Source organism: Pyxidicoccus caerfyrddinensis, assembly GCF_010894405.1.
GTDB classification, from domain to species: domain Bacteria; phylum Myxococcota; class Myxococcia; order Myxococcales; family Myxococcaceae; genus Myxococcus; species Myxococcus caerfyrddinensis.
On record NZ_JAAIYA010000044.1, the window covers coordinates 30,499 to 57,486 of the forward strand.

Below are 26,988 nucleotides of genomic sequence, written 5' to 3' on the forward strand. Positions count from 1 at the left end.
CGTGTCGCGCGTCCGCTCCGCCCTCGGAGTCGAGCTGCCACTGCGCGCCCTCTTCGAGGCGCCCACTGTCGCCGCCCTCGCCGCCCGCATCGACTCGTCCCGCGACGCCGCCACCGGCCTCGAAGCTCCCGCCATCCTCCCCGTGCCTCGCTTCGGGCCGCTTCCCCTCTCTTTCGCCCAGCAGCGCCTGTGGTTCATCGACCAACTCCAGCCCGGCGGCTCCTCCTACTCCATGCCCCGCTTCGTGCGCATGGAGGGCCCTCTCGACGTGGACGCCCTGCGCCGTGCCTTCGAGGAACTGGTGCTGCGCCACGAAGCGCTGCGCACCACCTTCACCCAGCACGAAGGACAGCCCCTCCAGCTCATCGCTCCTCACGCCGAGCTGCCGCTCAACGTCGTGGACCTCAGTGGCCTGGAGCCTTCCGCAGCCCGTGCCGAGCTGGAGCGGCAACTGCGCGAAGACACGCTCAAGCCCTTCCACCTCGCCACCGGCCCGCTGGTGCGCGCCGGCCTGTGGAAGCTGGGCACGGCAGAGCACGTGCTCTCGCTCAACATGCACCACATCGTCTCCGACGGTTGGTCCATGGGCGTGCTGGTGCGCGAAGTCGCCGCGCTCTACAACGCCTTCGCTCACGGCAGGCCCTCGCCGCTTGCCCCGCTGACCCTCCAGTACGCCGACTACGCCGTCTGGCAGCGTCAGTGGCTCCAGGGTGAAGTGCTCGACGCCCAGCTCGCCTATTGGCGCCAGCAGCTCTCCGGAAACTCTCCCCTGGAGCTGCCCACCGACAAGCCGCGTCCGGCCGTGCAGGCCTTCCGCGGCGCCAGCGTGCCCGTCCGCTTCTCACCCCAGCTCTCCGAGGCGGTGAAGGCGCTGTGCCAGAAGGAAGGCCTGACGCCCTTCATGGTGCTGCTGGCCGCCTTCCAGGTGCTGCTGTCGCGCTACTCCGGCCAGGAAGACATCTCCGTCGGCACGCCCATCGCGGGCCGCCAGCGCGGTGAGCTCGAAGGGCTCATCGGCTTCTTCGTCAACACCCTGGTCATGCAGTCCAGGGTGGAGGGCCGCGCCTCGTTCCTCCAGCTGCTGCGGCAGGTGAAGGAGACGGCCCTGGGCGCCTACACCCACCAGAACGTACCCTTCGAGCGGCTGGTGGAGGAGCTTCAGACCACGCGGGACATGAGCCGCAGCCCGCTCTTCCAGGTCCTCTTCGCCCTGCACAACACCCCCAACGCCCCCTTGCAGAGGCAGGAGCTGACGCTGCGCCCGATGGAGGTGAACAACCCCTCCATCAAGTTCGAGCTGGAGCTGAGCCTCTCGGAGTCACCCGACGGCTTCCGCGGTGCGCTGGGCTACAACACGGACCTGTTCGATGCGGGCACCGCCAGGCGCATGGCGGTGCACTTCCTCACGCTGGTACAGGCCCTCGTGGCCCGGCCCGAGCAGGTGCTCGAAGCAGTCCCCCTGCTCACGCCCGAAGAGCGCCACCGGCTGCTGGTGGACTTCCACGACACGAGCACTGTCCTCCAGCGCTCCGTCATTCCGCAGCTCATCTCCGCGCAGGTGGCCCGCACGCCCGACGCCACCGCCCTCGTCATCGGCACCGAGCGCTTCACCTACGCGCAGCTCGATGCGCGCGCCAACCGCCTCGCGCATTACCTCCAGTCGCTCGGCGTCGGGCCCGAAGTGCGCGTCGCCGTCTGCATGGAGCGCACCGCCGACCTCGTCGTCGCCCTGCTCGCCGTCCTCAAGTCCGGGGGCGCTTACGTCCCGCTGGACCCGGCCTACCCGCGCGGCCGCCTCGACTACACCCTCTCCGACTCCGGCGCGCAGCTGCTGCTGTCCCACCAGAGCCTGCTCGCCTCGCTCCAGCTCGACACCCAGGGCCTGAGCACCGTCTGCCTGGATGCGCTGCCGGAGACTTTCTCCCAGTGGCCTGCGTCCGCGCCGGCCTGCCATGCCGTGCCGGAGAATCTCTCGCACGTCATCTACACCTCGGGCTCGACGGGCAAGCCCAAGGGCGTGGCCATCTCCCACGCCAGCTCCACCGCCTTCCTCGACTGGTCCCTGCGCACCTTCTCGCGTGAGCAGCTCGCCGGCACCCTGGCCGCCACCTCCATCTGCTTCGACCTGTCCGTCTTCGAGCTCTTCGCGCCCCTCTCTTGCGGCGGCACCGTGCTGCTCGCGGCCAACGCGCTGGAGCTCGCCTCGCTGCCCGCCGCCTCCGAGGTGACGCTCGTCAACACCGTGCCCTCCGCCGTCGCCGAGCTGCTGCGGATGGGCGCCATTCCTCCCTCCGTCACCACCGTCAACCTCGCCGGCGAAGCCCTGCCAGGCACGCTGGTGCGTGGCCTCTACGCCACCGGCACCGTCCAGCACGTCTTCAACCTCTACGGCCCCACCGAGGACACCACCTACTCCACCTTCACTCGCGTCCCCGAAGGCCCCGGAGAGCCCACCATCGGCGTCCCCCTGCCCGAGACGTCCGGCTACATCCTCACCCCCAGCCTCCAGCTCCAGCCCATCGGCGTCCCCGGTGAGCTGTACCTGGCCGGCGCCGGCCTCGCTCGCGGCTACCTCGGCAGGCCCGACCTCTCCGCCGAGCGCTTCGTGGCCGACCCCTTCAGCACCACCCCGGGCGCGCGCATGTACCGCACCGGAGATCTGGCGCGCTGGAGGGCCGACGGACAGCTCGACTACCTGGGCCGCATCGACCACCAGGTGAAGGTGCGCGGCTTCCGCATCGAGCTGGGTGAAATCGAATCCGCCCTGCGCCAGCACCCCACCGTGCAGGGCGCGGTGGTGATGGCGCGCGAGGACTCGCCCGGTGGCGACAAGCGCCTGGTGGCGTACGTCGTGCCCGCCGAGGGCGCGAAGCTTGAAGTGGAAGCGCTGCGCCGCCACCTGCGCCAGCACGTGCCCGAGTTCATGGTGCCCTCGGCCTTCGTGCCGCTGGACACCTTCCCCCTCAATCCCAACGGCAAGGTGGACCGCAAGGCGCTGCCCGCTCCGGACGGAGCGCTGTCGACCCGGGAGTACGTGGCACCCCGCACGCCCACCGAGGCGCGGCTGGCCGCGCTCTGGGCGGAGCTGCTGCGCGTCGAACGCGTCGGCGTCCAAGACAGCTTCTTCGAGCTGGGCGGACACTCGCTGCTGGCCACACAGCTCATCTCCCGCGTGCGCACCACACTGGAGGTGGAGCTGCCGCTGCGCGCCCTCTTCGAAGCGCCCACCCTCCAGGGGCTCGCCGCGCGCATCGACGCCGCGCGTGAGTCCGGCCTCGCGAGCCGGGCGCCCGCCATCGTCCCCGTGTCCCGCACGAAGGCCCTGCCGCTGTCCTTCGCCCAGCAGCGGCTGTGGTTCCTCGACCAGCTCGAGCCCGGCAGCCCCGCCTTCAACATCCCCTCCGCCCTGCGCCTGTCCGGTGCACTGGACACGGAAGCCCTCCGTCGCGCCCTCGAAGCGCTGGTGCACCGGCACGAAGCCCTGCGCACCACCTTCCGCGACGAGCCCGCAGGCTCCGTCCAGGTCATCTCCCCGCCCGCGCCCCTGCGCATGGACGCCATTGACCTGCGCTCGCTGCCTCCCGAGCAGCGCCAGGCCGAGGCCCAGCGGCTGTCCGAGGAAGAGGCCCTGCGCCCCTTCAACCTGAGCATGGGCCCGCTGCTGCGCGCGTCGCTGCTGGTGCTCGATGAGCAGGAGCACGTGCTGCTGCTCAACGTCCACCACATCGTCTCCGATGGCTGGTCCCTGGGCGTCCTGACACGCGAGGTGGTGCAGCTCTATGCCGCCTTCGCCTCCGGCCGTCCTTCGCCCCTCGCACCGCTGCCGCTCCAGTACGCGGACTTCGCCGCATGGCAGCGCCAGTGGCTCCAGGGCGACGAGCTGGAGACGCAGCTCGATTGGTGGCGGCGTCAGCTGGAAGGCGCGCCGCAGGAACTGGAGCTGCCCACGGACAGGCCGCGCACGCAGCGCTCCATGCCCCGCGCGGCCCACGTCCCCATCGTGCTCCCGCGAGAGATCTCCGAGGCCGTGGAGGCCGTCTGCCTTCGCGAAGGCCTCACGCCCTTCATGTTCCTGCTGGCCTCGTTCCAGCTGCTGCTGTCGCGCTACACCGGCCAGGACGACATCAGCGTCGGTACGCCGGTGGCCGGAAGAGACCGCGCCGAGCTGGAGGGTCTGGTCGGCTTCTTCCTCAACACCCTCGTCCTGCGCACGCGCCTGGACGGAGACCCCACCGTGCGCGAGCTGCGGGCCCGCGTCCGGGACACGGCCCTGGGCGCCTTCGCCCACCAGCTCATCCCCTTCGAGCAGCTCCAGCCGATGCGCGGCCTGCGCCAGGCGCCGCTGTTCCAGGTGATGTTCATGCTGCAGAACCTGCCCTCGACGGAGCTCTCCGTGCCGGGGCTGACGTTCCGCTCGCTGAGCACGCAGGGCCGCGTCGCCAAGTTCGACCTGACGCTGGTCCTGTCGCGCAGCGAGGCCGGCTTCCACGGTGGGCTGGAGTACGCAGCCGACCTGTTCGACGCGTCCACCGCGGAGCGCATGGCCCGGCACCTGCGCGTGCTGGTGGAAGCCCTCGTCTCGGCCCCCGAGCGCCGGCTGTCGAACCTCACCCTGCTGGCGGGAGACGAGCGCCGCCAGTTGCTGGTGGACTGGAACGCCACCCACGCGCCGTTCCCCGACGCGTGCGTCCACTCGCTCTTCGAGGCCCAGGTGCGTCGCGCGCCGGATGCGCTCGCCGCGTCCTTCGAGGGACAGCACCTCACCTACGCGCAGCTCGACGCGAAGGCCAACCAGCTCGCGCACGCGCTGCGCCGCCGTGGCGTGGGGCCGGAGGTCCGCGTCGCGCTCAGTGTCGAGCGCTCACTGGACGTCGTCGTCGGCCTGCTGGGCATCCTCAAGGCCGGCGGCGCCTGGGTGCCGGTGGATCCGCTGCTGCCGCGTGAGCGTCTGGCCTTCATGTTGGAGGACAGCGGCTCGGCCGTGCTGGTGACGCAGTCCGCGCTGCTGGAGCGCTACCCGGAGGGACACCGTGCTCGCGCACTCAGCCTCGACACCGAGAACGACGCGCTGTCACGCGAGAGCGCCGAAGCGCCCGTGACAGGCGTGGCCGCGCAGCACCTGGCCTACCTGCTCTACACGTCCGGCAGCACCGGCCTGCCCAAGGGCACCGCCGTCGAACACCGGAGCGTCGCCAACCTGGTGACGCACGAGGCAGTGGCCTACGGCATCGGCCCGGGCAGCCGCGTGCTGCAGTTCGCCAACCTGAGCTTCGACCTGTCGGTGGAAGAGGTGTTCACCACGCTGACCTCCGGGGCCACGCTGGTGCTGGCGCCGCTGGAGAAGCTCATGCCGGGAGCGCCGCTGCACGCGCTGCTCCACGAGCAGGCGCTCACCGTCATCAGCCTCACGCCGGCCGCCCTCGCGGCCACCCCGGCGGACGGGCTGCCCGAGCTGCGCACCGTCATCTCCGGTGGCGAAGCCCTGCCCGCCGACGTGGTGGCGCGCTGGGCTCCGGGCCGCAGGCTCCTCAACACGTACGGCCCCACGGAGGCCACCGTCATCGCCACGCTCACCGAGTGCGTCGCGGACGGCCGCGTGCCCTCCATCGGCCGGCCGCTCGCCAACGTGCGCGCGTACGTGCGGGACACGCACGGCGAGCCGGTGCCCGTGGGTGTGAAGGGCGAGCTGTACCTTGGAGGCGTGGGTGTGGCACGGGGCTACCCCGGGCGCCCGGCACTCACCGCAGAGCGCTTCGTGCCGGACGTATTCTCCGGCGAGGCGGGCGCGCGCCTGTACCGCACCGGCGACGTGGTGCGCTGGCGCGGGGACGGCACGCTCGACTTCGTCGGCCGCGTGGACGCGCAGGTGAAGGTGCGCGGCTTCCGTATCGAGCTGGGCGAAGTGGAAACAGCACTGGCCCGACTGCCTGCGGTGAGCGAAGCCGTGGTGGTGGCACGTGAGGACGGCCCCGGCGGCAAGCGGCTGGTGGGCTACGTGGTGGCGCGCGAAGGCGCGGAGACGGACGGAGCCACCCTCCGCGCCGCCCTCAAGGAAGCCCTGCCCGAGTACATGGTGCCCGCGGCCGTGGTGGTACTGGCCGCCCTGCCGCTCACCCCCAACGGCAAGGTGGACCGCAAGGCCCTCCCCGCGCCGGACTTCGCGAGCGACGCGGGGACCTACGTCGCGCCTCGCACCCCCACAGAGGAGCGCGTCGCGGAGATATGGCGCCAGCTCCTCAACGTCGAGCGCGTGGGCGCCACCGACAACTTCTTCGACCTGGGCGGCCACTCGCTCCTGGCCACGCAGGCCATCAGCCGCATCCGCGCCGCCTTCGGCGTGGAGCTGCCCCTGCGCGCCCTGTTCGAGTCCCCCACCGTGGAAGGCGTGGCGCGCCTGATTGACGCCGCGCTCGAAGGCAGGGGCGCAACGGTCATCCGCAAGCAGCGGGACACCCTCGCGCTGTCGCTGCCGGTCATCCCGCTGGAAGACGTGGCCGCGCGCGAGGAGGCGCGGCCCCGCCCCGTGGAGCCGCACGGCGATTCCGCCCCGGCCCGTCCGCTCTCCGCCGAGGAGCGCCAACAGGTATTGGTGGACTGGAACGCCACCGCCGCCGACTACCCGCGTGACTCCACCGTGCCCGAGGTCTTCTCCCGCGTCGTGGCACGCTTCCCCAACAAGGTCGCCATCGAGTTCGGTGACACGGCGCTCACCTACCGGCAGCTGGATGAGCGCGCCAATCAGCTCGCCTGGCACCTGCGCCGCCTCGGCGTCTCCACCGACTCGCGCGTCGCCGTCGCGCTGGAGCGCTCCCTGGAGCTCATCGTCACCCTGGTCGCCATCCTCAAGGCCGGTGGCGCCTACGTCCCGTTGGACCCGAGCTACCCCCGCGAGCGCCTCGCCGCCATGCTGGAGGACTCGCGCCCGCTTGCGCTCGTCACCACCGGAGCGCTGCTGCCCAGGCTTCCCGCCGAGGCCGTCCCCACCGTGGTCCTCGAAGCCCTCTCCCTGGAGGGCCTGCCCACGCACGCGCCGCCTCTTTCGGCCCTGCCTGGCAGCCTCGCGTACATCGACTTCACCTCCGGCTCCACCGGCAGGCCCAAGGGCGTGGCCATTCCTCAGGCCGCCGTCCTTCGCACCCTCTTCGGCATCGACTACGCCCACCTCGGGCCCGACGAGACCTTCCTTCACATCGCTCCCATCTCCTTCGACCCCTCCACCTTCGAAGTCTGGGGCCCTCTGCTTCATGGCGCGCGGCTGGTCATCTTCCCGCCCCACGCCCCCTCCGACGTCCAGGAACTGGGTGAGGTGATTGCCGGGCGCGGCGTCACCACCCTGCTCATCACCGCTGGCCTCTTCTCCCAGTTGGTGGAGCACAACCTGCCCGCCATGCGGGGGCTGAGGCAGGTGCTCTCCGGTGGTGACGTGGTGAGCGCGCCCCACGTACGCCGGGTTCTGGAAGAACTGCGCATCCCCTTCACCGACTGCTACGGCCCCACCGAAGTCACCTTCGTCACCTCCTGCCACCGAATCACCGACGCCTCCACCCTGGGCGCCTCCGTCCCCATTGGCAGGCCTCTGGCCAACACCCAGGTGTACGTGCTGGACGCCCACGGCCAGCCCGTGCCCCCGGGCGTCGTTGGCGAGCTGTTCGCCGGCGGTGACGGCCTGGCCCGCGGCTACGTGGAGCAGCCCGCTCTCACCGCCGAGCGCTTCGTCCCCAACCCCTTCTCCTCCGTGCCGGGCGCCCGCCTCTACCGCACGGGCGACCTCGCCCGCTGGCGCACGGACGGCATCCTCGAGTTCGCTGGCCGCGCCGACGCCCAGGTGAAGGTGCGCGGCTACCGCATCGAGCTCGCCGAAGTCCAAGCCGCCCTGCTCGCCTTCCCCGGGGTGCGCGAGGCCATCGTCGTGGCCCGCGAGGACCGTCCCGGCGACAAGCGCCTCATCGGCTACGTCGTGGCTCCCGAGTCGCTGGACCTGGCGGCCCTGCGCGCGGACCTCAAGCAGCGGCTGCCCGAGTACATGGTGCCCTCCGCCTTGGGACGGCTGGATGCCCTGCCCCTCACCGAAACCGGCAAGGTGGACAGGAAGGCCCTCCCGGCCCCCTCGTCCTTCCAGTCCCAGAGCACCTCCCGTCCGCCACGCACCGAGTGCGAGCGCGAGCTGGCGGCGCTCTGGGCGCGCATCCTTCACGTGGACGCGCCCGGTGCGGAGGACGACTTCTTCGAGCTGGGCGGCAACTCGCTGAGCGCCACGCAGGTCATCTCCCGCGTCCGCAAGCACTTCCGCGTGGAGCTGTCCTTCGCGGACTTCTTCTCGCGGCCCACCATCGAAGCCCTGGCCCGGCGCATCGAGGAGCTGTCGGTGGACCGGCCCGCGTCGCTCCAGCCCCTGCTCCGGCCCCGGACGGGAAGCGGCCACCCGCCCCTGTCCTTCGCGCAGCAGCGCTTGTGGTTCTTCTCGAAGCTGGAGCCCGACAGCGCCACGTACAACCTGCCCTCCGCCGTGCGCCTGGAGGGCCCGCTCGACGTGCCCGCGCTCGCGAGGACGCTGCGGGACGTGCTCCAGCGCCATGAGTCCCTGCGCACCACGCTGCAGGAGCATGACCACCAGCCCGTCCAGGTCGTCGCGGACCGGCCCGCGCTCCCGGCGGGGTGGATGGACCTGGAGGCCCTCCCCGAGGCCGAGCGCGACGCCGCGCTCCAGCGCATCCTCGAGCACGAGTCCCAGCAGTCGTTCAACCTGGAGACGGGCCCGCTGTGGCGCGTCCTCCTGGTGCGCCGCTCGGAGCAGCAGCACGTGCTGCTGCTCACCCTCCACCACGTCATCGCGGACGGCTGGTCTTTGGGTGTCCTCACCCACGAGCTGAGCACGCTGTACACGGCGCACGTCGAGGGCCGCACCGCGAACCTCGAGCCGCTGCCAGTGCAGTACCCGGACTTCGCCCTCTGGCAGCGCGCGTGGCTCCGAGACGAGGTGCTGAACACCGAGCTCGGCTGGTGGCGCCAGCAGCTCCAGGGCGCGCCCAAGGCCCTGGAGCTGCCCACCGACAGGCCTCGTCCGGCCACGCAGACCTTCCGCGGCGCCGCGCACATCTTCCACTTCCCGCGCGAGCTGTCGGAGGCCCTCGAAGCGCTCTGCCGCCAGGAGGGCACCACGCCCTCCATGGTGGTGCTCGCCGCGTTCCAGGCGCTGCTCTCGCGCTACTCCGGCCAGGACGACGTCAGTGTTGGCACGCCCATCGCCGGCCGCACGCACGCGGAGCTGGAGGGCCTCATCGGCTTCTTCGTCAACACGCTGGTGCTGCGCACGAAGCTGGACGGAGACCCCAGCTTCCGCGCGCTGCTCGCCCGCGTGCGGGACGTGATGCTCGATGCCCACGCGCACCAGGACGTCCCCTTCGAGAAGCTGGTGGAGACGCTGCGGCCCGAGCGCGCTCCGGGCCGTACGCCGCTCTTCCAGGTGATGCTCGCGTACCAGAACGCGCCCATGCCCGAGCTGATGGGCCCGGGGCTGAAGATGGGCGGCATGAAGGTCGAGAGCCGCTCGGCGAAGTTCGACCTCATCCTGGCCATCTCCGACCGCGGCCATGGCCTGCGGGGACAGCTCGAGTACAGCACCGACCTGTTCGACGCAGCCACCGCTGCGCGAATGGTGCAGCACCTGCGCGTGCTGCTGGAGGCGGCGCTCGCGGCCCCGGACCGGCCGCTCTCGAGCCTGTCCGTACTGACGTCCGAGGAGCGGCACCTGCTGTTCCACGCGTGGCGAGAGCCGTCCGCCGCCTCGGTGGGAGACGCCAGCCTGCACAGGCTCTTCCAGGCACAGGCCCGGCTCACACCGGACGCGGTGGCCGCGGAGCTGGACGGCCAGACGCTCACCTGGAGTGAGCTGTATCAGCGAGCCCGCCAGGTGCACCGCTCGCTGCTCGTGCGCGGGCTGGTGGAGCTGCCCGAGCCGCCTCCGCTGGGGCCGGTGCCACGCACGAACGCGCTGCCGCTGTCCTTCGCGCAGCAGCGGCTGTGGTTCCTCGACCAGCTCGAGCCCGGCAGCCCCACCTACAACATCCCCATCGCCGTGCGGCTGGAGGGAGCACTGGATGTCGAAGCCCTCCAGCGCGGCCTCAACGAGCTGGTGCGCCGCCATGAAGCCCTGCGCACCACCTTCCACGACCAGCAGGGCGAGCCCATCCAGCGCATCGCGCCCCATGCCGAGCTGCCGTTGGACAGGGTGGACCTGAGCAGTCTGGGCGAAGCCGCGCTCCAGGAAGCCCGGCACCTGCTGGCCCGGGAAAGCCTCCGCGGCTTCAACATGGCCACCGGCCCGCTGCTGCGCGCGGTGCTGCTGAAGCTCGCGCCGGCCGAGCACGTGCTGATGCTCAACATGCACCACGTCATCTCGGACGGCTGGTCCCTGAACGTGCTGGTGCGCGAAGTGGCCATTCTCTACGCGGCCTTCAGCCAGGGCCAGCCTTCGCCGCTGCCCGAGCTGTCCCTGCAGTACGCGGACTACGCCGTGTGGCAGCGTCAGTGGCTCCAGGAGGAGGTGCTCGAAGCGCAGCTCGCCTGGTGGAGCCGTCACCTCGCGGGCGCGGCGCCGCTCCAGCTGCCCATCGACAAGCCGCGTCCGCCGGTGCAGACGTTCCACGGCGCCTTCGTCCCCGTCCACCTGCCGCAGGCCCTGTCCCAGGCCCTCAAGGCCCTGTGCCAGCGTGAAGCCGTCACGCCCTTCATGGTGCTGCTGGCTTCCTGGCAGGCCCTGCTCGCCCGCTACTGCAACCAGCAGGACATCTCCATCGGCTCGCCCATCGCAGGCCGCCAGCGCGGTGAGACGGAGGGCCTCATCGGCTTCTTCGTCAACACCCTGGTGCTGCGCGCACAGGTGCGCGGCGACGAGTCCTTCCGCCAGTTGCTCCAGCAGGTGAAGGAGACGGCGCTGGGCGCCTACGCCCATCAGGACGTGCCCTTCGAGCGGCTGGTGGAGGAGCTGCGGCCCGAGCGCGACATGAGCCGCAGCCCGCTCTTCCAGGTCCTCTTCGCCCTGCAGAACACTGCTGTCGGCGGCCCCGCCCAGCAGCAGCCGTCCAGCATGGCCATGCGCCCGATGGAGGTGGAGTTCCGCGCCACCAAGTTCGAGCTGGAGCTGGGCCTGACCGAGACGGCCCAGCAGGGCTTCACGGGCATGCTGGGCTACAACAGCGACCTCTTCGAGCCCGCCACGGCCCACCGCATCGCGGAGCACTTCCGCGTGCTCACCGAGGCGCTGGTGGCACGGCCCGAAGCACCCCTGGCCTCCATGTCCATGCTGTCCATGGAGGAGCGTCAGCAGGTGCTGGTGGACTGGAACGCCACGGCTGTCGAGTATCCCCGTGCGTCCACCCTGCCCGAGGTCTTCGCGCAGGTGGTGACTCGCTTCTCGGACAAGGTCGCAGTCGAGTTCAGTGACGCGAGGCTCACCTACCGGCAGTTGGATGAGCGCGCCAACCAGCTCGCGCACCACCTGCGTGGCCTGGGCGTGTCCACGGATTCGCGCGTGGCCATTGCCCTGGAGCGCTCCCTGGAGCTGATTGTCGCGTTGGTGGGCATCCTCAAGGCCGGCGGCGCCTACGTCCCGCTCGACCCGGCGTACCCGCGCGAGCGCCTCGCCGCCATGGTCGAGGACGCACGCCCCACGGTGCTCATCACCACGCGCGCGCTGCTGGAGAAGCTCCCCACGGACAGCCTGTCCACCGTGGTGCTGGACGACGCGGACCTCTCAGGGCTGCCCACACATGCACTGCCCCAGGCCGCGCTGCCCGACAGCCTCGCGTACATCGACTTCACGTCTGGCTCTACCGGCAGGCCCAAGGGCGTCGGCACCACGCAGGCCTCCGTCCTGCGCACCGTCTTCGGTGTCGACTACGCACACCTCGGGCCGGATGAGACCTTCCTCCTCATCGCCCCCGTCTCCTTCGACGCCTCCACCCTGGAGCTGTGGGGCCCGCTGCTCCATGGAGCGCAGTTGGTGGTCTTCCCGCCCCATTCGCCTTCCGACTTGAAGGAGCTGGAGTCCGTGCTGGTGAAGCACGGCGTCACCACCCTGCACCTCACCGCCGGCCTCTTCACCCAGGTGGTGGACCACAACCTCTCCGGCCTGCGCACCGTGAAGCAGCTGCTCACCGGTGGCGACGTGGTGAGTGCACCGCACGTGCGCCGCGTGCTCGAAGAGCTGCGCATCCCGGTGACGGCCTGCTACGGCCCCACCGAAGGCACCCTCTTCACCTCCACCCACCGCATGACGGACGTCGCCCACGTGGGCACCTCCGTCCCCATTGGCAGGCCCCTGGCCAACACCCAGGTGTACCTGCTGGACGCCTCCGGCCAGCCGGTGCCTCTGGGGGTGACGGGAGAGCTGTTCATCGGCGGTGACGGCCTGGCCCGCGGCTACGTGGAGCAGCCCGCCCTCACCGCGGAGCGCTTCGTCCCCAATCCCTTCTCCTCCGTCCCCGGCGCACGCCTCTACCGCACCGGAGACCTCGCCCGCTGGCGCGCGGGTGGCGTCCTCGACTTCCTCGGCCGCGCGGATGCCCAGGTGAAGGTGCGCGGCTACCGCATCGAGCTGGCCGAAGTCGAAGCCGCCCTGCTCGCCTTCTCCGAGGTGCGCGAGGCCGTCGTCCTCGTCCGCGAGGACGTCCCCGGCAACAAGCGCCTCGTCGGCTACGTCGTGGCGCCCGAGTCACTGAGCACCTCCGCCCTGCGGGCGCAGCTCCAGCAGCGGCTGCCCGAGTACATGGTGCCCTCCGTCCTGGTGCGCCTGGACGCCATGCCCCTCACGGCCAACGCCAAGGTGGACCGCAAGGCCCTGCCCGCTCCCGATTCGGTGCAGGCAAGCCAGGACACCGTCTATGTGGCGCCGCGCACGCCCACCGAGGAGCTGCTGGCCCTCCTCTTCGCCCAGGTGCTGGGCGTGCCGCGCGTGGGCATCCACGACAACTTCTTCGAGCTGGGCGGCCACTCCCTGCTTGCCACGCAGCTCATCTCCCGCGTGCGCGCAGCCTTCAACGTGGAGCTGCCCCTGCGGGCGCTCTTCGAGGCACCCACCGTCGCCGCCCTCGCCGCACGCATCGAGGCGGCAATGCAGGAAGGCACCTCCCTGGCTCCGCCGCTGGTGCCGGTGCCGCGCACGGACGCGCTGCCACTGTCGTTCGCCCAGCAGCGGCTGTGGTTCCTCGACCAGCTCGCGCCCGGCAGCCCCACCTACAACATGCCCTTCGCCGTGCGGCTGGAAGGAGCGCCGCACATCGAAGCCATGCAGCGCAGCCTCACCGAGCTGGTGCGCCGCCACGAGGCCCTGCGCACCACCTTCCACGCGCGGCAGGGCCAACCCATCCAGGTCATCGCTCCCGCCACCGAGCTGCCGCTGCACGTGGTGGACCTGAGCGCCCTGGGTGAGGCCGCGCCCCAGGAGGCTCGACGCCTGATCGCCCGGGAGGGCACGCACGCCTTCGACCTGGCCACGGGCCCGCTGCTGCGCGCGGTGCTGCTGAAGCTCGCCCCGGCCGAGCACGTGCTGGTGCTCAACATGCACCACATCATCTCGGACGGCTGGTCCATGGGGGTGCTAGTGCGCGAGGTGACTGCCCTCTACGCCGCCTTCAGCCAGGGTCAGCCCTCGCCGCTGCCCGAGCTGCCCCTGCAATACGCCGACTACGCCGTGTGGCAGCGCCAGTGGTTGCAAGGCGCCGTGCTCGAGGAACAACTGAGCTGGTGGCGGCAGAAGCTCGGGGGCAACGCCCCGCTGCAGCTGCCCATCGACAAGCCGCGCCCACCGCTGCAGACCTTCCACGGCGCCTCTGTTCCCGTGCACCTGCCACAGGCCGTGGCCCAGGCGCTCAAGGCCCTGTGCCAGCGCGAGTCCGTCACGCCCTTCATGCTGCTGCTGGCTTCCTGGCAGGCCCTGCTGGCCCGCTACTGCAACCAGCAGGACATCTCCATCGGCACGCCCATCGCCGGACGTCAGCGCGGGGAGACGGAGGGCCTCATCGGCTTCTTCGTCAACACGCTGGTGCTGCGCGCACAGGTGCGCGGCGACGAGTCCTTCCGCCAGTTGGTCCAGCAGGTGAAGGAGACGGCCCTGGGCGCCTACTCCCACCAGGACGTGCCCTTCGAACGGCTGGTGGAGGAGCTGCGGCCCGAGCGCGACATGAGCCGCAGCCCGCTGTTCCAGGTCCTCTTCACGCTGCAGAGCGCTTCGGTCGCCGGCCCCGCCCAGCAGCCTTCCGGCATGGGAATGCGCTCGATGGAGGTGGAGTTCCGCGCCACCAAGTTCGAGCTGGAGCTGGGCCTGACGGAGACGGCTCAGGGCTTCTCGGGGTCGCTGGGCTACAACACCGACCTCTTCGAGCCCGCCACGGCCCGCCGCATCGCGGAGCACTTCCGCGTGCTCACCGAGGCGCTGGTGGCACGGCCCGAGGAGCCCCTGGCCTCCGTGTCCATGCTGTCCGTGGAGGAGCGCCAGCGGGTATTGGTGGACTGGAACGCCACGACTGCTGAGTATCCCCGCGCGTCCACCCTGCCCGAGGTCTTCGCGGAGGTGGTGGCCCGCTTCCCGGACAAGGTCGCCGTCGAGTTCGGTGACGCGAAGCTCACCTACCGGCAGTTGGATGAGCGCGCCAATCAGCTCGCCTGGCACCTGCGGAACCTGGGCGTGTCCACCGACTCGCGCGTGGCCCTGGCCGTGGACCGCTCACCGGAGCTCATCGTCTCCCTGGTGGCCATCCTGAAGGCCGGCGGCGCCTACGTGCCGCTGGACGCGTCGTATCCCCGCGAGCGCCTCGCGGCCATGTTGGAGGACTCGGGCCCGAGCGTGCTCGTCACCACGCGCGCGCTGCTGTCGAAGCTGCCCACGAAGGGGCTCGTCACGCTGGTGCTGGAGGACGTGCCCGTGGAAGCACCGCCCGCGCACGCGCCGCCCTCCACGGCCCTGCCGGAAAGCCTCGCGTACATCGACTTCACCTCCGGCTCCACCGGCAGGCCCAAGGGCGTGGGCACTCCGCATGCCGCCGTGCTGCGCACCGTCTTCGGTGCGGACTACGCCCACTTCGGGCCCGAGGAAACCTTCCTCCTGCTGGCCCCCATCTCCTTCGACGCCTCCACCCTGGAGCTGTGGGGCGCGCTGCTGCACGGGGCGCGCCTCGTCCTCACGCCTCCTGGGGCGCCGTCTCTCGAAGAGTTGGGCCAGCTCCTCCAGCGCTCCGGCGTCACCACGCTCTGGCTCACCTCCGGCCTCTTCACCCAGATGGTGGACGGCAACCTGGTGGGCCTGCGCACCCTGAAGCAGGTGCTCACTGGCGGTGACGTCGTGAGTGCGCCGCATGTGCGCCGCGTGCTGCAAGCGCTGCACGTGCCCGTCACCAATGGCTACGGCCCCACCGAGAGCACCGTCTTCGCCACCAGCTTCCGCATGACGGACGCGGCCCAGCCAGGAGCCACCGTTCCCATCGGCGGGCCGCTGGGCAACACGCGCGTCTACGTGCTGGACGCGGGCGGGCAGCCGGTGCCCGTGGGTGTCCCGGGAGAGCTGTTCATCGGCGGAGACGGCCTGGCCCGAGGCTACGTGGGGCAGCCCGCCCTCACCGCCGAGCGCTTCGTGCCCGACGCCTTCTCCGGTGTGCCCGGCGCCCGCCTCTACCGCACGGGAGACCTGGTGCGCTGGCGTGCCGACGGTGTCCTCGACTTCGTCGGCCGCGCGGATGCGCAGGTGAAGGTGCGCGGCTACCGCATCGAATTGGGCGAAGTCGAAGCCGCCCTGCTCACCTTCCCCGAGGTGCGCGAGGCCGTCGTCGTGGTCCGCGAGGATGTCCCCAATGACAAGCGTCTCGTCGGCTACGTCGTGGCGCCCGAGTCGCTGGACCTGACGGTCCTGCGCGTGGGCCTCAAGCAGCAGCTGCCCGAGTACATGGTGCCCTCCGCGCTGGTGCGCCTGGATGCCATGCCCTTGACGGCCAACGCCAAGGTGGACCGCAAGGCCCTGCCCGCACCGGATGTATCAATGGCTCGCGCGGAGTACGTCGCTCCCCGCACCTTGCTGGAAGAGCAGATCGCGCAGGCCTTCGCCGAGGTGCTGAACGTCGAGCGTGTCAGCGTGAAGGACGACTTCTTCGCTCTCGGAGGCCACTCCCTGCTCGCCGTGCGCCTCATGGCCCTGATTCGTGAGCGCACCGGCCTGGCGCTGCCCCTGTCCGCGCTCTTCCAGGGCTCCACCGTCGAGCAGCTCGCCGCCCTGGCGCTGACGTACCAGGACTCGAGCGCCCGCAAGCCCAACCTGGCGCGGCTCGACACGGGCACCTCCAAGCGCCGGCCGCTGTTCCTCGTTCATGGCGGAGGCGGGGCGCTGCTCAGCTACGCCGGCCTCGTCCATCACCTCGGTGAAGACAGGCCCATCTTCGGCCTCTTCGCCCCCGGGCTCGAAGGCGGAGAGCTGCCTCCCGCCTCCATGGAGGACCTGGCCCGCCTCTACGTGGACCAGGTGCGCGAAGAGCAACCCCGAGGCCCCTACCTGCTCGCGGGCTGGTCCCTGGGCGGACTGGTGGCGTTCGAGATGGCACGGCAGCTCCAGTCCATGGGCGAGCAGGTGGAGCTACTGGCCTTGATTGACAGCCTCGCGCCCGACGGCCGGCCCCACGAACTGCCGCCGCCGCTGAGGCGGCTGGTCTCCTTCGCGCAGATGGTAGGACTCCCGCTGCAGGAGCTTCCGCCCGTGGAGCTGGAGCAACTGAACGGGCTGGAAGGCGCGGAGCTGATGCAGCGGGTGATGGAAGGACTGCGGAGCCTGCCCGCCGCCGGAGGCCTGGAGCCGGAACAGGCCGGCCGCCTCTTTGCCGTCCACGAGCGGCTCACCGCGGCGCACCACGGCTACGTGCCCGGAGGAACCTTCACGGGCACCGCCGAGCTGCTCCGCGCCTCGGTGCAGCCCGAGCACCTCCTGGCCGGGGATGGAGGCTGGTCGAGCTGGGTCTCGGGTGGCGTCAGGACGAGCGAAGTGCCGGGTGACCACCTCAGCCTGATGGAGCCGCCGAACGTCGCCACCCTGGCGGAGACGCTCAACAAGCTCCTGCGTGCATTGGAGACCTGACGGCCCTCACAGCGTCGCGCTCTCGCGCTTGACCAGGGCGTGGTAGGCCTGACGGCTCCGGGAGAGCAGCACGCGAGGCGTTCCGACCAGGGAGAGCGCCTTGCCGACGCACGCCGCCAGGTACCCCACCTGGTGGACGTAGTCGCGCAGGTCCTTGGCCGGCAGCAGCTCCGCGACCTCGCTACTGCTGTCGAAGTCGACGATGAGGTGCACGCGGTGGACCTGGGAGGCGTTGCGCACGGCGTGCCGGTAGCTCGTGTCGAGGAACCAGATGTCTCCCTCCGGGAGGTGGTAGTCGACTCTGTCGATTTTGAAGATGACCTCCTCGTGCGTGATGAGGGGGAAGTGGAACCGCAGCATGCCCGCGAGCACGGCGCCGTTGATGTCGCGGTGCTCCTTGATCCACCCCCCTGGCCCGAGCCGGGCGAGCGCGACCCGCCGGATGTCCGTGCCCAGCGTCCGCGCGAGCGCCCAGAACCGGCTGTCGGGGCCGTAGCCCGGCAACTTCGGCTTCCCGTTCTTCTCCAGGACGATGGCCGACCAGCTCGCCCCGTTGCCGAGCGCGACCCACTCCTTCTCCAGCGCCGCCACCTCGTCCAGGTAGTCCCGAGGGTCGAAAGCACCGGCCCGCACGCGGTACGCGCCGCGGGTCCTACGAAGGCTGTTGTTCCGTAGGCTGTTCTCCATCCCCCACCTCCTGACCGCGCACGGCTCTTCCGCGGTCGTCCGGAGGATGGGCAGCACTCCGTCTCCTGTCGAGCCACCCCGCCGCCGGACTCCTGCCTTCCAGAACGTTCAAGGCGGGACACCCCCCCAGGAGAATGACGTTGGAGCGCCGTTTGCGCGCCCCGCCTACACCCATCTGGTGATGTCGGACACCTTCTCCCAGCCCTCCCGGGCGATGGGAAGGAGTGAAGCGGGCCTTAGCTTGAGGTCTCGGGGCTACACGGAATCCCACCTCCTCACATGGCCGAAGGCCGCTCAACGTCCATGCTCTACCCATCCCTCAGGCGGACAGTCGATGTCGTCGCTTCGGCCGGGGCGCTCGCCGTCTCCGCCCCGGCCATGTTGCTCGTGGCCCTTGGAATCCGCGCCACGATGGGGCCACCCGTCTTGTTTCGCCAGACGCGCATCGGACTCGACGAGAAGCCCTTCACCATCTTCAAGTTCCGGACGATGCGCGACGCACACGACGGCTCCGGGCGGCTGCTGCCCGACGCGCAGCGGCTGACGCCCCTCGGAGAGCTGCTGCGCAAGACGAGCCTCGACGAGCTGCCTCAGCTCTTCAACGTCCTGCGGGGGGACATGTCGCTCATCGGCCCGCGACCCCTCCTGACGGAATACCTGCCCTACTACACGGCGCGGGAACGGCTTCGCCACACGGTCCGCCCGGGCGTGACGGGGCTCGCCCAGGTCAGCGGCCGCAACCTCCTCTCCTGGGACGAGCGGCTGGAGTTCGATGCCCGGTACGTCGAGCGGCGCTCGGCCTCGCTCGACGCATGGATCCTCCTCAAGACGGTGTTCAAGGTGCTCGGTCGCGCGGACGTCCTGACGGTCCCCGGCAGCCGACTGGGAACGCTCGTCCAGCACCGCACCCGCGCGGTGGCGGCCCTCCAGGAAGTGCAGGCATGAACTCGATTCTGGCAAGAAGGCTCGAGGCGTCGGACCTCCCCCTGCGGCACCAGTGGCTGAACGACCCCTCCATCCACGGGCAGATGCTGGTGTCTCCACCGGTGGGGCTCGCTGAGACGCAGCAGTGGTTCAGCAAGACGCTCCTCAACGAGAGCCGCAGGGACTTCGTCTTCACCCTCGATGGAGCGGCCCCCACGGAGGTGGTGGCCATGGGAGGGCTGACCGACATCCACCCGAGACATCGCCGCGCGGAGCTCTACATCTTCGTCCGGCCCGGGATGACGGGGAGGGGTATCGGCTCGCGAGCCACCGTCTGGCTGTGTGAGTACGGGTACTCCGAGCTCGACCTGCACCGCATCTACCTGCACACCACGGACCTCAACGACGCCGCGCGCCGGCTCTACGCGCGCCTGGGCTTCAAGGACGAGGGCACGCTGCGTGGCCACGCGTTCCACCGGGGCCGGTTCATCGACCGGCACGTGCAGGGGGTGCTGCGCAGTGAGTGGCGCAAGCCGCGCGAAGAGCGCGAGGTCCCTGGATGAGGAGCGCTCTCGATGCGATTCAACACACCCGTCTCCCGACTCGGCCGGCTGAGCACCGACCTTCGGATAGACCTGCGAGTCAAGCGCGATGACCTCCTGCCCCTCACCGGTGGCGGGAACAAGGTGCGCAAGCTCGCTCGCATCCTGGAGGCCGAGGAGCAAGCCGGCACCGGCATCAACGCCCTCGTCACGAACGGAGGGCTCCAGTCCAACCACGCGCGTGTCACCGCGCTGCTCGCCGCCTCCCGGGGCTGGCCCTGCAAGCTCGTCCTGCACACCGAGCCCGGGGACGTCCCGCCCGCTTCGGGCAATTTCCTGCTGATGAGGCTGGCGGGCGCCGACCTCCGGCTCGTCACCGCGGACGAGGTGGCCCGCGCCCTGGAGCTGGCACGGGAGGAGCTGGTCGCGGCGGGCTTGCGCCCCCGCGTCATCCCGGGTGGAGCCCACACGCTGGAGGGCGCCCTGGCCTACGCCGATGCCGTGGACGAGCTCCTGGAGGACCCGCTCCTGAGGGGGTGGACGCCCGACTATGTCGTCGTGGCGAGTGGGACCGGGGCCACCCAGGCCGGGCTGGTGGCCGGGTTCGCCAGGGCGGGCCTGCGCGGCACGCGGGTGGTGGGGGTGTCCGTCGCCCGCCGCAACCCGCGCGGCCACGCGGCGGTGCAGTCCTCCTGCGAGGAGCTGGCGCGTGCCCTGGGGCTGGAGCCGCTGACGGTGGACTTCCGGGACGAGTGGGTCGGCCCCGGCTACGAGAAGCCCACGCCCGCGACGCTGGAGGCCCTCCAGCACGCGGCGCGCTCCGAGGGGCTCGTGCTGGACCCCACCTATACCGGCAAGGCGTTCGCGGCGCTGCTGGACCTGGTGGCACGCGGCGAAATCACCCAGGGCGCGCGGGTCCTCTTCTGGCACACCGGTGGGCTGCTCAACCTCATGACCGCTCACGCCCCCTTTGCTCCGAGGCCCACGTCATGAGCAACGTCCTCCTGACCTGCGTCGGCCGTCGCAACTACCTCGTCCGCTTCTTCCAGGAGGCCCTGGGCGGACAGGGGCATGTGTTCGCCGCGGATGTCTCGGGTGACGCGGCGGGCATGCAGGAGGCGGAGCGCGCCTTCCTGCTGCCGCCCATCTCGCATCCCCGGTACATCCCCCACCTGCACACCCTCTGCGCGCGCAACGAGGTCCGGCTGCTCATCTCGCTGAACGACCTCGAGCTCGAGTTGCTCTCCCACCACCGCGGCGAGTTCGAGGCGCGAGGCGTGACGGTGGTGGTTTCTCCGACCCCGGTCATCCGCACCTGCTTCGACAAGCTGGAGACCGCGCGCCGGCTCGCCGAGCTGGACGTGAAGACGCCGCGGACCGCCACCTCGCTGGCAGCCGCGGAGGAGGCGCTCGCGTCCGGAGAGCTGTCGTTCCCCGTGGTCGTGAAGCCCCGCTGGGGCAGTGGCTCCATCGGCACGAGCTTTCCCCGTGACCACGAGGAGCTTCGCCTCGCCTTTCCGCTCACGCACCGGCTGGTGCAGCGCAGCATCCTGGCGGGAGCGAGCGCGTCGGACCTGGACAACGCGGTCCTCGTCCAGCAGCTCGTCTCCGGACCGGAGATAGGAATGGACGTCGTCAATGACTTGCACGGCACGTTCGTCGCGGTCCTGCCGCGCATCAAGCTGTCCATGCGAGCGGGAGAGACGGACAAGGCGGTGACCCACGAGGACGCGCGGCTCGTCGAGCTGGGCAGGAAGCTCAGCCAGGGGCTGGGGCACATCGGAGGGATGGACTGCGACGTCATCGACTCGCCGGACGGCCTGTACGTGCTGGACCTCAACCCGCGCTTCGGGGGCGGCTACCCCTTCTCCCATGCCGCCGGCGCGAACCTCCCCGCCGCGCTGCTCGCATGGGCGCGCGGCCAGCAGCCCCGTCCGGAGTGGCTCCAGCAGCACCCGGGGGTGATGTCCGCCAAGTACGACACGGTGACCGTCGCCCGCCACACGCCCGTGCCCGTCATCGCGCTGGAGGAGTAGCGCTCCGAACGAGCCGCCCCGGGCCGGTGAGAAGTGCACGAGCCGGGGATCGAACCCGGACGACCCTTGCGGGTCAGCGGATTTTAAGTCCGCTGCGTCTGCCAGTTCCGCCACTCGTGCGCCAACAGTTCCGGCACCCTACCGCGCCCCCCGCTGGAGGTGTGTGGCACCCACCGGGTACCCAAATTCCCCAACGAGGTGAAGCGGCTCCTGCCTTGCCGGACCGGAACCCTGGCTGGTGGCAGAACATACCAGACCCGGGACGGCCAGAAGGAGTGGGTCATCCGGCGGACTGCGCACGATCACGCTCGCTGGTGTGACGTTCCCATAGGTATGCCGTCAGCCCCACGCGCTCGCCGCAGCGCCGATTCAGTCCGGAGCACCTTTCAGTTCTATCTGGTATTGCATGACCTCGTGTCGACGATGGACTCCCGACGAAAGGGGGCCTGCGCCAGGAGGGCCTCGCATGCTGTCACGATGGTCGATTCCCCTGTTGCTTGTGATGCTGGCTGGATGCAGCGGCACCTCGAAGTCCGTACGCCTGCACACGGGCCACGGCGAGCCCATCGTCCTTATCCCACGCAGCGGCGATGCCGCGCCGGTGGATCTGGACGAAGACGACTTCGTTGAAGCCGTAGAAGCGCTGGCCCGGAGCGTGCGGCCTTCCACCCGTCCCCAGGAAACGGCCCGGCGGTTGTTCGAGGTGGATTCGCGCGGAGGCTCGTACCTGTATGAGCCGCGCAGCCACCGTGTCATCCCGCTGGGACCGGGCGAACACCTGGAGGGCGAACAACCCGCGACAGAGATGGAGTTGACGCGCGCCTACCTGCGCTGGTGCGAGCGCACGAACAAGCCCGGCGATTGCCTGCGCCTCCTGGTGGAGAATCCCACTGTCACCGGGGATGGCCGTTTCGCCCTCGCCATGGCCCTGGCCCAGGGCGCCGTGTGGGATGAGATGATGGACGCCTTCAAGGACATGGCCGACCCCCAGGCCATGATGTCGGCGGTCTTGTGGACGTGGACCACGTACATGATCTTGCTCGCGGTGCCCGAGCCTTTCTCGAAGGGCGTGGCCGCCGTTATGACCGCCTCGCTCATTGCCTACGTGGGCGTCGATACGTTCTGGAGCCTCATCGTGGGCTTCAAGCGGTTGGTGGAGGCGGCGGAGCGGGCCACCACGTTTGACGAACTCCGCGAGGCGGGAGAGCGCTACGGCAAGGTCATGGGCCGCAATGCGGCGCGCGCGTTCGCCATGTTGGCCACGGCCGCCATTGGGAACACGGCGGCGGGGATGGGGGCGAAGGTGCCAATGCTCCCCGGCGCCGTGCAGGCGGCGGTGCATGCCGAAGCGCAAATGGGCATCAGGCTCGCGGCGGTCGCGGACGTGGGCACGGTGGCCGTGAGCGCCGAGACCGTCACCATCGCCCTCGCGCCCGGCGCCGTGGCCATGGCGGCCAGAGGCACGGGCGGCGGTGCCTCCGTCAAGGCGCGTCCCACGGGTTACAAGGCCTGGGGCTCGTTCAGTGGCTTCAAGAAGGCCATGGGCCCGGCGGGCAAGAACAAGGAATGGCACCACATCGTCGAGCAGACCCCGGGCAACGTGACGCGCTTCGGCCCCCAGGCCCTCCACAACACCGAGAACATCACCCCGCTGGACAAGAGCCTGCACACGGATGTCAGTGCCCTCTACTCATCGATTCGCCATTCCATCACGCAGTCGTATACACAGACCGTGCGGCAGTGGTCGAGCACACAGTCCTACGAGGTCCAACGCGAGTTCGGGCTGTTGGCCATTGAGAACGTGAAGAAGAGGGTCTGGTGATGACGTTGGAAGAACTGGTCGAGCAGTTCGCTCGGAATGTCGCGGCCCAGACTGATGCCATTCATCGAGGAGATTCCAGGACGGGGAACAAGCACGCCAAGCAGTACACCGCCGCGCTTCAGGCGCTACGCGCGCAGGGGGATACTGGGCGAGACGCCCTCGCCGTGCTGATGAAGCATCCGCGTACGGATGTTCGAGCCATGGCGGCTGGGTTCTTGCTCCGCTACCGGACGGCGGAAGCCAAGGCCGTGTTGGAGGCTGCGGCAAAGGAAGGAGGCGTCGGCGCCCTCGACGCAATCATGACCCTGAGACACTGGGAGAACGGAACCTGGGCGCTCGATCCGGAGTAGGCCAACGCGAGTTCGGGCTGCTGGCCATCGAGAACGTGGCGAAGGGGGTCTGGTGATGACGCTGGAGGATCTTGTCGAGCAGTTCGCCCAGAACGTCGTCGCGCAGACCGAGGCCATCTTCCGGGGAGATGCCAAGACCGGGAACAAGCACGCCAGGAAGTACGGTGCCGCCGTCGATAAGCTCCTGGCCCATGGAAACGCAGGGCGTGATGCCCTCCTCGTCCTGCTCAAGCATGAGCGCATGGATGTGCGTGTCATGGCCGCCGCCCATCTGCTCCGCTACCGGACGGCCGAGGCGAAGGCTGTTCTGGAGGAAGCCGCCAAGGGCCAGGGGCTCGTGCCCTTTGAAGCCGGACAGGCATTGAAGCGGTGGGAAGAAGGAACCTGGGCGCTCGATCCGGAGTAGCTGACAACACCATCGAGCGCGGCTCCCTTACGGAGCATCTTTCGTTTCATACACCAGCGCTTCGACCCACGCCGTCTGCCAGTGCTCGTGGAAGTGCCGCACCAGGATGTCGTCGCACGTCAGGTTGGCCACCGCCGCCAGCGCCAGGGCCTGCTCGCGCTGCTCCACCTGACCGGCTCTCGCCACCCTCTGCAATTCCTCCACCGCCTGTCCGGGCTTGAAGCGCCACGCCAGCACCGAGCGTGATGGCTCGGCCCGCTCCGCCCCCAGCGCCTCCTGCGCCGCCTGGCCCAGCAGCGTCGCCGGCGGGAACCACACGAACAGCGTCGGTAGCAGGTGCTCGGCCAGCGCCTCCCTCCCCAGCTCCCTCACGACTCCCTGCCTCAGCCGCTGGTCCGACGCCACCAGCGCCGCCCAGTGGCTCAGCGGAACCTGCCTGCTCGCGATGGCCACGAAGCCGGCCAGCATCGCCCCCGACGTGAGCAGCCCGTGATGACTCCCCTCCAGCGCCCGCGCTTCCACGTCGTAGCCGGTGTGCAACAGCCCTTCCCCGCTGTCGTACAGCCACCCGAAGCTCATTCCCTCTCGCAGCGCCCGCGCACGCGACTCCGCCGCCTCCAGGCCGAGCCGCACCTCTCCCGTGGCCGCCTCCCGCGCGGAGTGCAGCCCGCTCTCCACCACCAGCAGCGCCGCGGCCAGCACTCCACTCTCCGTCGTGCTGATGCGCCTGGGGCTCCCGTCGTAGCGCGCCAGCAGGTGCCCACGGTGACGCTCCCGTCGCTCGATGGCCTCCAGGCTCTCTCCCACCCTGGACACCCACTCCTCCAGCCCCACGTAGCCCAGGTGGTACGCGCTCAGCGGCGCCACCAACCTCAGCCCCAGGTCCGTCGGCGACAGCGCCTCCGCCCCGCCCTTCGGCGCCGACTGCTCGTACAGCTCCCAGCAGCCGCGCGCCAGGGTGCGCAGCTGCTCCACCTGCGCTGGCGGCGCAGCAACCGCCGCGGCGGGTCGCCCCTGGCGAACGAGCATCACCAGCATGGGAGTCCAGGACAGCAGCACCGGAGCGGCCCAGGGCAGCGCCCACGGATTGAGCACGGCGAGCGCCCCGCCGATGCCGAGCGTCATCACCAAGGACCCCGCCATCTCCGGGAGCGCGAGCACGGTGCGGAGGCTTCGCGCCTCCCGGTTGGACTGGGCAAACGTCGTCCAATCCAACATCCGGCTCCGGTCGAACGCGAGCTGGTACAGGGTGCGGAGAATGGCGTCGAGCGAGACGCCGGTGAACAAGAAGAGTCCCCCCATGTTGCCGACGGCGCCCACGAGGAGCTTCGGAACCGTGAAGAGCACGGTGCGCACGCCGGAGACGACGGACCCGGAGCTCCACGCGGAACGGAACATGTGCCCCAGCGCCGCGAGCAGCGCGTGGCGGCTGCCCCACAACGACATCCCGAGCGTCCACGCCCACGCGGTACGGCTCGGAAGCCATAGCCATCCGGAGGCGAGCAGCACGAGCGTCGAGAGGTAGTGCAGGCTCTCGAGGAGGGCCGCCAGCAGCTTCCAGCGCTCGTAGAGTGACAGCGTATTCGGAACGCGGCGCCCGTCCTGTGACGGCATCCTCGGCATCAGCCACGGCAGCCATTGCCAGTCTCCGCGGACCCAACGGTGCCAGATACGTGCGTAGACGGAGAAGTCCCTCGGAGGACTCTCGAACAGCTTGATGTCGTGGACGAATGCGGCGCGCGCGAAGATTCCCTCGAGCTTGTCGTGGCCCAGGATGGCGTTCTCGGGGATGCGGCCCTCGAGGCAGCGCGCGAAGGCGGCCACGTCGTAGATGCCCTTGCCCATGAAGTCGCCCGTACCGAAGAGCCGCTGCTGCAGGACCAGCGGCACGTCGCGCCCGGCGCTCTTCTTCTCCCGGGCGATGGACAGGGACCACCCTCCCGTCGCCAGCCAGTGCGCCCGGGTCGGCTCCACGTCGAGGTAGGGCTGGAGGAGCGAATAGCCAGCCACGACCTTCCTGCCCGTCGCGTCGAACCGCGCCTGGTTCAACGGATGGTGCAGCGTCGCAACCAGCCGGGCCGCATCGCCGGGCAGCAGGTGGGTGTCCGCGTCGAGCGTGATGACATAGCGCACCGTGCGCACCACCCCGGGCACCGGGCCCAGGTAGCTCGTGTCCTGGGCGCCCAGCAGCAGCCGGTTGAACTCGTCCAGCTTGCCCCGCTTGCGCTCCCAGCCCATCCAGTGGCCCGCGACGGGGTTCCACCGCCGCTCCCGGTGGAAGAGGAAGAAGCACGGCTGTTCGCGGTACCCGTGCCGCTCGTTGAGCTCACGGATGCCCTGCTCCAACCGCGCGAGCAGCTCCCGCTCGCCGGGCAGGTGCTGCTCGGGTGCGTCCCGGAAGTCGGTCAGCAGCGCGTAGTAGAGCTCGGGCTCCACGTTGCCCAGGTAGTTGACCTCCAGCATCCGCAGCTGCGTGTCGATGTCCTCGGCGCTCGACACCAACAGCGGCGTGACGACCAGGGTCCGCGTCTGCGCGGAGAGCACCCGCCGCGGGTCCAACCTCGGCAATGGCGTCGCGGCGGGCACACACCTGGAGAGCACTCCGTTGAACCATTCCTGGAGGGTCATCAAGAGCAGCGGAACGAAGAGGACCTCCAGCAGCACGAGAGCCTGCACGGGCGCCCCTCGCGCCGCGAGCAGCCGGTCCACGCCGAGGAGCGTGAGCAAGAGGAGCGCGAAGAGGGCGCCCACATACGCACTCCCCGCATGCCGCTTCACCCACCGCGCGGCGCGCATGGACGCGGGAGCGCGGTACCCCAGGCGGGCCTCGAGGGAAGGCCGCCCCTCCGCAATCAGCCAGGTTCCCACATGCCTCCGGCGCGTGTCGCTGGCGTCGTGCGCCAGGCCGAGCCAGACGGCCTCATGGGCGACGTCGAGCGGCGTCTTCTTCGACCTTTCCGCCAGCTCGAGACAGGCCTGCCGGTAGCGCTCGCGCGTGGGCTCGTCCATCGCCGCGAAGGCCCCTGCGGGGTCTCCTTCGAGGAGCGAGTCGAGCTGTTCTACCAACGGGGCGCGCATTGACTCTCCAGAGGCAAGTTGGCATGAGATTAC

General features: G+C 70.2%; 10 protein-coding genes and 1 tRNA gene (1 of these 11 only partly in view). 8 read left to right on the top strand and 3 right to left on the bottom strand.

Annotated features, from left to right (window positions below):
- The coding region annotated (locus G4D86_RS49725) for a non-ribosomal peptide synthase/polyketide synthase (protein WP_164002736.1) crosses the window boundary (this coding region is incomplete at its 5' end): on the top strand, window positions 1-17,110 show 17,110 of its 44,742 nt. Its footprint begins 27,632 nt before the window's first position.
- Between the two features lie 6 nt (window positions 17,111-17,116).
- On the opposite strand, the gene G4D86_RS49730 is transcribed toward G4D86_RS49725, so the two are convergent.
- Entirely contained in the window at window positions 17,117-17,797 is a 681-nt protein-coding gene (locus G4D86_RS49730; protein WP_164002737.1) for an aspartyl/asparaginyl beta-hydroxylase domain-containing protein, read from the bottom strand.
- A 303-nt stretch (window positions 17,798-18,100) separates the two neighbouring features.
- Between G4D86_RS49730 and G4D86_RS49735 the strand changes: the two genes are divergently transcribed.
- The 4 genes from G4D86_RS49735 to G4D86_RS49750 are packed head-to-tail and all read left to right on the top strand — an operon-like array spanning window position 18,101 to window position 21,299.
- Window positions 18,101-18,742 carry a sugar transferase gene (locus G4D86_RS49735; RefSeq protein ID WP_164002738.1) on the top strand — a complete coding sequence of 214 codons (642 nt, stop codon included), beginning with the start codon at window positions 18,101-18,103 and terminating at the stop codon, window positions 18,740-18,742.
- Window positions 18,739-19,284, top strand: a complete 546-nt coding sequence (locus tag G4D86_RS49740; RefSeq protein WP_164002739.1) for a GNAT family N-acetyltransferase — start codon at window positions 18,739-18,741, stop codon at window positions 19,282-19,284. The genes G4D86_RS49735 and G4D86_RS49740 overlap by 4 nt, the downstream gene beginning before the upstream one ends.
- Window positions 19,285-19,296: 12 nt before the next feature.
- On the top strand, window positions 19,297-20,256 hold the full coding sequence (locus G4D86_RS49745; RefSeq protein WP_164002740.1) for a 1-aminocyclopropane-1-carboxylate deaminase/D-cysteine desulfhydrase: 960 nt from the start codon (window positions 19,297-19,299) through the stop codon (window positions 20,254-20,256).
- The gene (locus tag G4D86_RS49750; RefSeq protein WP_164002741.1) at window positions 20,253-21,299 is read left to right on the top strand and encodes an ATP-grasp domain-containing protein; all 1,047 of its coding nucleotides are present in this window, start codon (window positions 20,253-20,255) and stop codon (window positions 21,297-21,299) included. Before G4D86_RS49745 ends, G4D86_RS49750 begins: the two co-directional genes overlap by 4 nt.
- A gap of 34 nt (window positions 21,300-21,333) precedes the next feature.
- Here the strand turns inward: G4D86_RS49750 and G4D86_RS49755 are convergent.
- Window positions 21,334-21,419 (bottom strand) — tRNA-Leu (locus G4D86_RS49755).
- 346 nt (window positions 21,420-21,765) lie between these two features.
- On the opposite strand from G4D86_RS49755, the gene sitA5 reads away from it, so the two are divergent.
- Genes sitA5 through G4D86_RS49770 form a run of 3 tightly spaced genes read left to right on the top strand, consistent with a single transcriptional unit; the run spans window position 21,766 to window position 23,877 of the window.
- Entirely contained in the window at window positions 21,766-23,121 is a 1,356-nt protein-coding gene (sitA5, locus tag G4D86_RS49760) for a SitA5 family polymorphic toxin (RefSeq protein ID WP_164002742.1), read from the top strand.
- Entirely contained in the window at window positions 23,121-23,471 is a 351-nt protein-coding gene (locus G4D86_RS49765; protein WP_164002743.1) for a DUF2019 domain-containing protein, read from the top strand. Before sitA5 ends, G4D86_RS49765 begins: the two co-directional genes overlap by 1 nt.
- 55 nt (window positions 23,472-23,526) lie before the next feature.
- Window positions 23,527-23,877, top strand: coding sequence for a DUF2019 domain-containing protein (locus tag G4D86_RS49770; RefSeq protein ID WP_205520405.1), 351 nt, complete (start codon window positions 23,527-23,529; stop codon window positions 23,875-23,877).
- Window positions 23,878-23,904: 27 nt separating this feature from the next.
- Here G4D86_RS49770 and G4D86_RS49775 read toward each other — a convergent pair whose 3' ends face one another.
- Window positions 23,905-26,955 carry a hypothetical protein gene (locus G4D86_RS49775; protein ID WP_164002744.1) on the bottom strand — a complete coding sequence of 1,017 codons (3,051 nt, stop codon included), beginning with the start codon at window positions 26,953-26,955 and terminating at the stop codon, window positions 23,905-23,907.
- Between the last annotated feature and the right edge of the window lie 33 nt (window positions 26,956-26,988).